General features: G+C 69.9%; 7 protein-coding genes and 1 pseudogene. 7 read left to right on the top strand and 1 reads right to left on the bottom strand.

Features of this window, described 5'->3' with window-relative positions; genetic code table 11:
* From V7067_RS12580 to V7067_RS12565, 4 genes and pseudogenes are all read left to right on the top strand, one after another.
* Positions 1-113, top strand: a pseudogene (locus V7067_RS12580) (50S ribosomal protein L35); the annotation flags it as partial.
* A gap of 54 nt (positions 114-167) precedes the next feature.
* Positions 168-527, top strand: a complete 360-nt coding sequence (gene rplT, locus V7067_RS12575) for a 50S ribosomal protein L20 (RefSeq protein ID WP_334176248.1) — start codon at positions 168-170, stop codon at positions 525-527.
* A gap of 191 nt (positions 528-718) precedes the next feature.
* Positions 719-1,246 (top strand): BA14K family protein, encoded by a 528-nt coding sequence (locus tag V7067_RS12570; protein WP_334176247.1) that lies wholly within the window; start codon positions 719-721, stop codon positions 1,244-1,246.
* A 188-nt stretch (positions 1,247-1,434) separates the two neighbouring features.
* Positions 1,435-1,953, top strand: a complete 519-nt coding sequence (locus V7067_RS12565) for an AprI/Inh family metalloprotease inhibitor (RefSeq protein ID WP_334176246.1) — start codon at positions 1,435-1,437, stop codon at positions 1,951-1,953.
* Positions 1,954-2,151: 198 nt separating this feature from the next.
* Here the strand turns inward: V7067_RS12565 and V7067_RS12560 are convergent, their stop codons facing one another.
* Positions 2,152-2,814 carry a septation protein A gene (locus V7067_RS12560; protein WP_334176245.1) on the bottom strand — a complete coding sequence of 221 codons (663 nt, stop codon included), beginning with the start codon at positions 2,812-2,814 and terminating at the stop codon, positions 2,152-2,154.
* Between the two features lie 427 nt (positions 2,815-3,241).
* Here V7067_RS12560 and V7067_RS12555 point away from each other — a divergent pair, with 427 nt between their 5' ends.
* From V7067_RS12555 to V7067_RS12545, 3 genes are all read left to right on the top strand, one after another.
* The gene (locus V7067_RS12555; protein ID WP_334176244.1) at positions 3,242-5,875 is read left to right on the top strand and encodes a cation:proton antiporter; all 2,634 of its coding nucleotides are present in this window, start codon (positions 3,242-3,244) and stop codon (positions 5,873-5,875) included.
* 318 nt (positions 5,876-6,193) lie between these two features.
* Positions 6,194-8,956: an EAL domain-containing protein gene (locus V7067_RS12550; protein ID WP_334176243.1), complete on the top strand. Its 2,763-nt coding sequence runs from the start codon at positions 6,194-6,196 to the stop codon at positions 8,954-8,956.
* A gap of 17 nt (positions 8,957-8,973) precedes the next feature.
* Positions 8,974-9,408, top strand: a complete 435-nt coding sequence (locus tag V7067_RS12545) for an NUDIX hydrolase (protein WP_334176242.1) — start codon at positions 8,974-8,976, stop codon at positions 9,406-9,408.
* Positions 9,409-9,453: the final 45 nt, after the last annotated feature.

The raw sequence follows: 9,453 nt of genomic DNA, 5'->3' as shown, positions 1-9,453 counted from the left end.
GCCACGGCATGATCAAGCGGACGACCAAGTTCATCCGCAATGCCCGCGGCACCACTGTGCTCGCCGCCCCCGATGCGCGCATCATCAAGAAGAACTTCCTGCCGAACGGCTGATCTTCTTCAGGTCGCATCCGAACTTTTATCTGATTCTCTCAAGGAGCAACCGCCATGGCGCGCGTGAAGCGGGGCGTGACTGCCCATGCCAAGCACAAGAAGGTCCTGAAAGCCGCAAAGGGCTTCTACGGCCGTCGCAAGAATACCATCCGCACGGCGAAGGCCGCCGTCGACAAGTCCCTGCAGTACGCTTACCGCGACCGCAAGGCGAAGAAGCGCAATTTCCGCGCTCTGTGGATCCAGCGCGTGAACGCCGCTGTCCGCGAGTTCGGGCTGACCTACTCGCGCTTCATCGACGGCCTGACCAAGGCCGGCATCGAAGTCGATCGCAAGGTGCTCTCCGACCTGGCGATCCGCGAGCCGGAGGCCTTCAAGGCCCTCGTCGAGCAGGCCAAGGCCAAGCTCGCCGCCTGATCCGGCAGCTTCGTCGTCGTTATCGAGCGGCCGCCCCTTCCGGGCGGCCGTTTGCTTTTTTCAGCTTCAATTCCATCGACGAAATGCCGCGATCGGCTACTATTGGCTCCATCCGGGCCGGAGCGGGATAAGAGGGCAGGCCGGCCGCTTGTTGTGGGGCGTTTTCGTCCGGGGAGGCTGCCATGTGCGCCATGTCGCTTACCGTTTCCGCTGCTGCCGGGCGGGGTCGCCATCGTCTGCGCGCGGCTGTCGCGGTGGCGGTCCTCGCTGCCGGCACCCTGCTGGCGGCTGCGCCGGCGCAGGCCGGCTGGTGGGGACCGGGTCCGTGGGGGCCGCGCTGGGCCGGTCCCGGCTGGGGACCGGGCTGGGGCTATGACGGCGGCGCGGTTGCCGCGGCCGGCATCATCGGTCTGGCCGCCGGCACCGCCATCGGCGCGGCCGTGGCCGCTCCGCCGGCCTATGTGGCGCCGCCGGTCGTCTATGCCGCCCCGCCCGTGGTTTATGCGCCCGCGCCGGTCTACGGGGCGCCTGTCTATGGGGCCCCGGTCTACGGCGCTCCTGTCGCCGTGCCGCCGGCCCCGCCGGCCGTGGTCGCTGCCGGGCGACCGGCGCCGTGGTCGCCGGCCTGGTACAGCTATTGTTCCGCCCGCTACCGCTCGTTCAATGCCCAGACCGGCACCTTCGTCGGCTACGACGGCGTGCGGCGCTTCTGCAGCTGATTGCTGCGCGCGGCGGGCGGCAGTGTGATCGCGCTGCCTGCCTGGCCCGAAATGCCATGCGTGCGACGCCTGCGCCCTGCCACAGACATTGACGAAGCGTTACCGCTTCGGCCCAATGGCGACCGATTCGCGCCGGCCTCCTGCGGCGCGACAGGGTTGCACGCCTCCTGAGTGGGAGAGGATCAAGCATGAACGGACGTAAAGCCGTCCTGGTGGGCCTCGGGCTTGCGCTGGCGACGGCCGGCTGCACCCGCTTCGGCCCGCAGCCCGTGGACCAGCCGACGCCGCTGACCCCGGTGCCGACCGCGCCGGTGCAGATGACGCAGCTGCCGCCCCCGGTGCCGGCCGAGCCGCCGCCGGTGACGGAAGCCACCCCCGCGCCGCAGCCCGAGCCGGCGGCTCTGCCGGCGCCCGAGCAGCAGCTTGCCGTGCAGCGCTCCGACATGATCGGCGGCTGGACCATCGAGAGCGGCGGCCAGCGCTGCCAGCTGTTCATGGTGCTGACCGGCTGGACCGGCGGTTATCGCGCCTCCACCCGCGGCTGTCAGTCGGATGTGCTGAAGAGCGTTTCGGCGTGGGATCTGAACGGCAACGCTATCACGCTGAAGGATTCCGGCTCGGCCGCGGTGGCGACGCTTTATTCCACGGCGCCCAGTTCGTTCCAGGGCCGGCTTGCCAGCGGGCAGGGCATCACCGTCAGCCGCTGAGGCCGGGTGCCCCCCCGGCGGGCGATGCCCGCAGGTGCAAAAAGTCCCGGGCGATGCCCGCAGGCGTAATGATCCCGGGCGATGCCCGCAGGTGCAAAAGACAAAGGCCGCCGCCGGTCCTTCCGGCAGCGGCCTTTTTTTCAGGCGTCCCGGGCCTCATCGCTCCGGGTCTGACAGGGCTGACAGGGCCTTGCGCGCTCAGGGGCGCGGCGACGGGCCGTCCGCGGGCGGCTCCGACAGCGCTTCCTCCGGGGTGGTGGTGTCGGGCAGGGCGTGGCGCTGCATCAGCGGCACCTGCATCACCGCGAACACCATGGTCAGCGGCATCACGCCGAACACCTTGAAGTTTACCCAGAAATCGGTCGGAAACAGGCGCCACACCACCTCGTTGACGAGCGCGAGGAACACGAAGAACAGCCCCCAGCGCAGCGTCAGCTTGCGCCAGCCTTCTTCGTCGAGACGCAGCACCTCGTCGAACACATGGCCGATCAGCGAGCGGCCGAAAGCGAGCCCGCCCAGCAGCACCGCCGCGAACAGCAGGTTCACGATGGTGGGCTTCAGCTTGATGAAGGTCTCGTCGTGGAAGGCGAGGGTGAGGGTGCCGAACACCAGCACCACGGCGCCGGAGACGATCGGCATCACCGGCAGGCGGCGCACCAGAACGAACGACACCGCCAGCGCCACTGCCGTTGCCGCCATGAAACCGCCGGTGGCCACGAACAGGTCGGCCCGGCCGTTCAGCACGAAGAACACGGCGAGGGGGCCGAGTTCCAGGGCCAGCTTGACGAGCGGTGGCAGGCGGCGGGCCGGCGCGGCGGCGGGCCGGCCCTCGCCGGCCGGGCCGGCGGCAGTGCGGGTCATGGACTGTCCTTCAGTGAGGGCCGGGCGGGCCGGCCGCAGGGTCTGAAGGGGACAATTGCGCGCGTTGCCGGGCGCGATCAAGTCCGATTGCAGGGCGGCCGCCGCCCTCTGCCGCGCCGGCAACCCGTGCGGGCACGGGAAAATGCCACCAAACGCCCGATTTGGGGTCGAGATTGTGCCACACTCTCCGTAGCATGTGAGAACCATGCGGGCCGGGGCGAAGCATTTGCCGGAAGGTGAAACGTTTGCCGGGCCCGCTGGCGAAGGGGCGGGGCCCGGGTCCCGTCCGGTCGCGCCGCTGCCGGATGTGGCCCGGCGGCCGGCCCTTTGAACGGATCCGGTGTGCCCCTTCGCACCGGGCTGGGGCGTGGTGGTGCCGGCTGCGGTCTGGGCAGGCGGTATCCCCGGGGGTGAATAAAGGAACGCCATGACCTTGCCGATCGTGCTGGCCGCCGTGGCTGGCCTTCTCGTGATGATCGCGCTGCTGCAGCCTCTGGCGCAGCGGCTGCAGGTGCCGCCCTCCGTGGTGCTGGCAACCGTCGGCATCCTCATCGGCGCCGCGGCGGCCTTCGTGTTCTATTCGCCCACGGTGACGGCGCTCGACGGGGTCGCGCGGGTGTTTGTCGAGCTGCCGATTACGGCAGATACGTTCCTCTATGTTTTCCTGCCGGTCCTGCTGTTCCAGACCTCGCTCAGTCTCGATGTCCGGCGTCTGGTCGACGATGCCGCCCCGGTTCTGCTGCTCGCGGTGGTGGCCGTTCTCGTCGCCACCTTCGCCATCGGCTTCGCGCTGGCCCCCGTCACCGGCCAGCCGCTGGTCGCCTGCCTGCTGCTCGGCGCCATCGTGGCCACCACCGATCCCGTCGCCGTCATCGCCATTTTCCGCGAACTCGGCGCTCCGGCGCGCCTGACGCGACTGGTGGAAGGCGAGAGCCTGCTCAACGACGCCGCCGCCATTACACTGTTCGTGCTGCTGCTGGGGCTGCTGGTTTCCGGCGAAAAGGTGGGGGCGGCCACCGCGCTCGGCCATTTTGCGCTCGCCGGCCTCGGCGGCGCGGCCTTCGGCTATGCCGGCGGTCTCATCGCCAACGTGCTGTTCCGGCTGGTGCGCGATATTCCCCCGGCGCTCGTCACGCTGTCGGTGGCGCTGCCCTATCTGGTCTATATCGGCGGCGAGCAGATCTTCCACGTCTCCGGCGTGGTGGCGGTGGTTGCGGCCGGCATCGCCGTCAACATCCATGCCCCGACCATCGTCGCCCCGGATTCCTGGCGCTACCTGCGGGAGATCTGGGAGCAGGTGGAGTTCTGGGCCGCCTCGCTCATCTTCGTGTTCGCCTCCATTCTGGTGCCGCGGCTGCTGGGCGATATCGGGCTTTGGGATCTGGTGCCGCTCGGCGTGCTCATTCTGGCGGCCTTCGCCTCGCGCCTTGCGGTGCTGTTCGGGCTGCTGCCGCTGCTCAGCCTGCTGCGGCTGTCGCAGAAGGTGGCCAATGCCCACAAGCTCGTTATCGTGTGGGGCGGCCTGCGCGGCGCGGTCACGCTGGCGCTGGCGCTGTCGGTGACGGAAAACCCCTTCGTCGATCCCGATATCAAGCGCTTCATCGCCGCGACCGCGACGGGCTTCACGCTGTTCACCCTGCTCGTCAACGGCACCACGCTGCGGGCCCTGATCCGCCTGCTGAAGCTCGACCAGATCTCGCCGCTCGATGCCGCGGTGCGCGATGGCGCGGTGGCGGTGGCGCTCGGCAACGTGCGCGACACGCTGCTCTACACGGCCGAGACCGCGCAGATTGCCGACGACATCGCCCAGAAGGCGATCGCGCCCTATGACGCGCGCATCAAGACCGTGGTGCACCGCACGGAGACGGAGAAGGAGATCCTCGACCGCGACCGTCTCACCCTTGGTCTGGTGGCGCTGGCCGACCGCGAACGCGAGCTTGTGGAGGAGCTGTTCCGCGAGCGCACGGTCTCGCTGCGCATCATCGAGAACCTGCTGACCGATATCGGCCGGCTGCGCGAACGTGCCCGGGCCGGCGGCCGTGTGGAATATAACCGCGGCGCCAAGCGGATGCTGGGCTATTCGCTGCGCTTCCGCTTCGCGCTGACGGTGCACCGCTTCTTCGGCTTCGACGGACTGCTGGTGGAGGCGCTGGCCGATCGCTTTGAGCGCCTGCTGGTGATGCGGATCGTGCTGTTCGAGATGAAGCCGTTCGTGGCTGAGCGCATCCGCCCCATTCTGGGCGCGCGCCTGACCGGCATCATCGACGACATTCTGGCCCAGCGCATCGAGGCGACGGCCAAGTCGCTTGCCGCTCTGGAGCTGCAATATCCCGACTATGCCCGTGCGCTGGAGGAGCGCTTCCTCGTGCGCACCGCCCTGCGCCGCGAAGAACTGGAATATGAGACCCTGTTCAGCGACCGCATGATCGGTCAGGAACTGCTGCACGACCTGAAGCGCAACGTTGCCGCCTCGCGGCGGGCGAGCGAGGGGCGGCCGCGCCTCGACCTTGGCCTCAACACCCGCGAACTCGTTGCCAAGCTGCCGATGTTCCAGAGCCTGTCGGCGGCTGAAATCGACCAGATCGCGCGCCTGCTGCGGCCGCGGTTCGCGGTGCCGGGCGAGCGCATCATCCGGCGCGGCGAGCGCGGGGAGTCGGTGTTCTTCATCTCGTCGGGCGCCGTGGAGGTCTCCACCGCCGGCCGGCCGGTGCGCCTTGGCCGCGGCGATTTCATCGGCGAACTGGCGCTGCTCACCGGCGGCCGACGCGGCGCGGACGTGACGGCGCTGGGCTATTGCCAGCTCGTCGTGCTGGAGGGCGAGGATTTCCGCGCCCTTCTGGAGCGCAACCCGGAGATGGATGCGAAGGTGCGGCAGGTGGCGGCCGAGCGCCTCAACATGAACAGCGTCGGGCTGATGACCGACGAGCACGCCCGCGCCGGCGAAGACGGCGACAGCGCCCGGGCCGGGCGCGTGCGGCCGGCCATCGATCCGGTTCAGGACGACGCCGCCCAGCCGGTGCCGGTGCCGCCACCGGCCGCACCGGCTGCGCCGGCGGCCTGAATGCCTGCAAGAAATGCCACCGCCCGCGCTGAATTACGGATTGCAAAAGCGCGGCATTCAACGAAAGGTGACAACTGCGATCACGGTTCGCGGCGTTCTGTCGCCGGCCTTGTGACAGGCGGATGAAGTAGAAGGGTCGGACGCGGGGCGACTGGCTTTATCCCGCAGCGGATGCCGGATGGCAACGCTGCCGGGGGTGGGCATTGCAGGGCAGGCGGTGGGGCGACCGCCTGCGGGCCGACCGTGGAGTGGGTGGTTCATCGGGGATGCGGCGGACGCCAGAGGCGCGTTTCCGCGTGTGGCATGGAATTCGGCCTTATGACCGATAAGAACAGGCGGAACGCCGGAGAAGGGGGCGAGACCGGCGCGGGGCCGGCTGCGCCCGGTGTGGAGCCGGACCGGTTTCTGTTCGGGGCCGTCAACCCCCTCGATGCGCTGGCCGATCCCGTTCTCGTCGCCCTGCTCTGGGCGCTCGTTCCCCATGCGTCGCCGGCGGTTTTTGCGCCGTTCCTGCTGGCCAGCGGCCTTGTCGCCGTTCTGCGGATCGGCATCCGCGCGATCCTGCGCGTCTGGCCGGTGCCCAGCCCGGCCGGCTGGAAGATGAGCCTGGCCGTGCTGCACGGTCTGGTGTGGGGCATCGGCGGTGCCGCCGCGGTGCTGTCGGCCGGCACGTTGCCGGCCATTCTGGCCGTGGTTCTGGCGGTGGCCGGCCTGATGGCGGCGCGGGTGCTGGCCCATGCCGCCATGCCGGCGGTGGCCGGGCTGTTCTGCGTTGCCGCCGGCCTGCCGGTGGCGCTCGCGCTGGGCTCCCTGCTCCTTTCCGGCGAAGGCACGCGTCCGCTGCAGGCGGGGCTGGCGGCGGCCTATCTGCTGCTGATCGTCTTTCTCGGCTGGCGTGGCTATCGGTCCGTGCGCCGGCTGGTCGGTATCGGTCAGGTCAATGCGGCGCTGCAGGCGCAGCTCGACCGCGAGCGCGATGCCGAACGGCGGCTGGGAGAAAGTCTGCCCGGCGCCATCTTCCAGATCGGGATCGATGCTGCCGGCACTTTCAGCATGCCGTTCGCGAGCGACGGCATGCTGGCCCTGACCGGTCATTCGGCGGCCGATGTGATGCGCGATCCGGCCAGCCTTGCGGCGGTGCTCGATGTGCAGACCGCTTCGGACCTGAAGGCCTCGCTGCTGCAATCGGCCCGCAGCCTTGCCATCTGGCACCGGGAATTTGCGCTGAACCATCCCGTTCGCGGCCGGGTGTTTCTGGAGGGGCGGGCGACGCCGGAACTGCGTGCCGACGGCTCGGTGCTGTGGCACGGCTTCCTGCAGGACGTGACCGGCCGGCGTTCTCTGGAGGCCCACCTGACCATTCAGGGCCGCATGATCGAGAACGCCTCCACCGGCATGGTCGTGCTGGACCCGCAACTGCGTGTCGTCTCAGCCAATGCCGCGGCGGCGGATCTGCTGGGTTTCGACCGGCAGGCGGCCGCGGGCCGGCATGTGCGCCACCTTCTGGCACACAGCGGGCGGCCGCAATTGGCCCGCGACGTGCGCGTGGCGCTGGCCGACCACGGCCACTGGCAGGGCGAGTTGCAGGGCCGCGCCGGCAGCGGCGACTACAGGCCCGTGCTCGCCTCGCTCGATGTCGTCGGCGGGCGCAGCGGGCCGGTTTCGGGCCTCTGCCTCGTGCTCACCCGCATCGAGCACATCAAGGAGGCGGAACGCGAGCTTTACGACCTTGCCCACCGCGACGAGCTGACGGCGCTTTCCAACCGCCGCCATCTCACCGCCAGTCTGGATGCCGCCATCCGCACCGCCCGCGAGCATCACGGGCGGGTGACGCTGCTGTTCATCGATATCGACGATTTCAAGAGCATCAACGACAGTCACGGCCATGCCGCCGGCGATGCCATCCTGTCGGAGATTGCGCTGCGCCTCACGCATTCCTCGCCGCCGGAAGCCGTGGTCGGCCGTCTGGCCGGCGATGAATTCGTGATCATGCTCCGCGAGGCGGCGGCCGATGCCGCGCCGGCGGTGGCCGATGCGGTGATGGCGGCCATGCGGCTGCCTTTCACCCTGCCGTCGGGTCTTCCGGTCAGCGTCACGCTCAGCCTCGGTCTGGCGCGCTTTCCCGACGATGCCACCACCCCGCGCGAGCTGCTCGACCGGGCCGATGCCGCCACCTACCGCGCCAAGCGCGCCGGCAAGGCGCAGGTGGCGGTGCATGAGGACGAGGGAACGGTGCCGTTCGCCTCGCGCGCGCGTCTGCGCGCCGCCCTCAGCGAGAACAGCCGCCGCGGCGCCTTCCGCGTTTATTACCAGCCGGTGTTCGCCACGGCCGACGGTGCGCTGCGCGGCGCCGAGGCTCTGGTGCGCTGGGTGCTGGAGGATGGCCGCATCCTGCTGCCGGGCGCCTTTCTGGCGGCGGCGGAAGAGGGCGGCCTGATCGGCGAGATCGACACCTTCGTGCTGCACACCGCCATCAGCCGCCTGCGGAGCTGGCGGCGCCGCGGCTTCATGCTGGAAACGCTGTCGGTCAATCTCTCGCCGCGCGGACTGATCGATCCGGCCGTCGGCGCGGGCATCGTCGATGCCCTCCGCGATTGCGGGCCGCTGGTGCGCCATCTGGAGATCGAGGTCACCGAAAGCGCCCTGACGGGCATTGCCGAGCCGGCCTTCGAGGCGCTGCGGGCGCTGAAGGCGGCCACCGGCGTGGCCATCGCCATCGACGGCTTCGGCCGCGGCAATGCCTCGCTGGAGCAGCTGAACCGCCTGCGCGTTGCCCGCGTGAAGATCGACAAGAGTCTCGTCTCACGCCTTGGCGGGCGGCGCGACAACACCCCCATCGTGCCGATGATCGTGCGCCTTGCGCACTCGATGGGTATGTCGGTGGAGGCGAGCGGCATCGAGACCCGGGCCCAGCTGGAGGCCGTGGCCGCCGAGGGCTGCGAGTGGTTTCAGGGTTATCTGTCCGGTGAGCCGGTGCCGGCCGATCTGTTCGAGAGCATGATGCGCGATGCCGGCCTGCTGCGGGCCGGCGCCGCAGCACCGCTGCTGCCGGCTGCGATTGCCGGCGAGGGCCGGTCTTAGGGCGGAGGCGGCGTGCCATGGGGCAGACGACCGACAAGGCGGTGCGGCCGGTTGCGGCGGTGCTGGCCATCGTGGCGCGGCAGGGGCGGGTGCTGCTGGTGCGCCGCGCGAACCCGCCGGATCAGGGGCTGTGGGGGTTTCCCGGCGGCCGCATCGAGCCCGGCGAAACCGCCGCCAGCGCGGCCGAACGCGAGCTTGCAGAAGAAACCGGCGTCAGCGCGCTGGCCGAGGGGCCGGTGGGGCTGATCGACGTCATCGGCCACGACGGCGACGGCGCGCTCGCCCATCATTTCGTGCTGGTGGCGATCGGCTGCCGCTGGCAGGCCGGCGAGCCGGTGGCCGGCGACGATGCTCTGGAGGCCGGCTGGTTCTCGCTCGCCGATGTCGAAGGCGGGTTGCTGCAGACAAGCGCGCGGGTCAGCGAATTCGCCCGCCGCGCGCTGGGTGCCTGAGGCGCGGACCGGGTTTGCAAAGGCCCGGTTTGCAGGGAACCCGGT

This window comes from Pseudoxanthobacter sp. (assembly GCF_036822375.1).
Lineage (GTDB): Bacteria > Pseudomonadota > Alphaproteobacteria > Rhizobiales > Segnochrobactraceae > Pseudoxanthobacter.
Note: the sequence above shows the minus strand (reverse complement) of the source record. Positions and strands in the feature narration are given on the sequence as shown.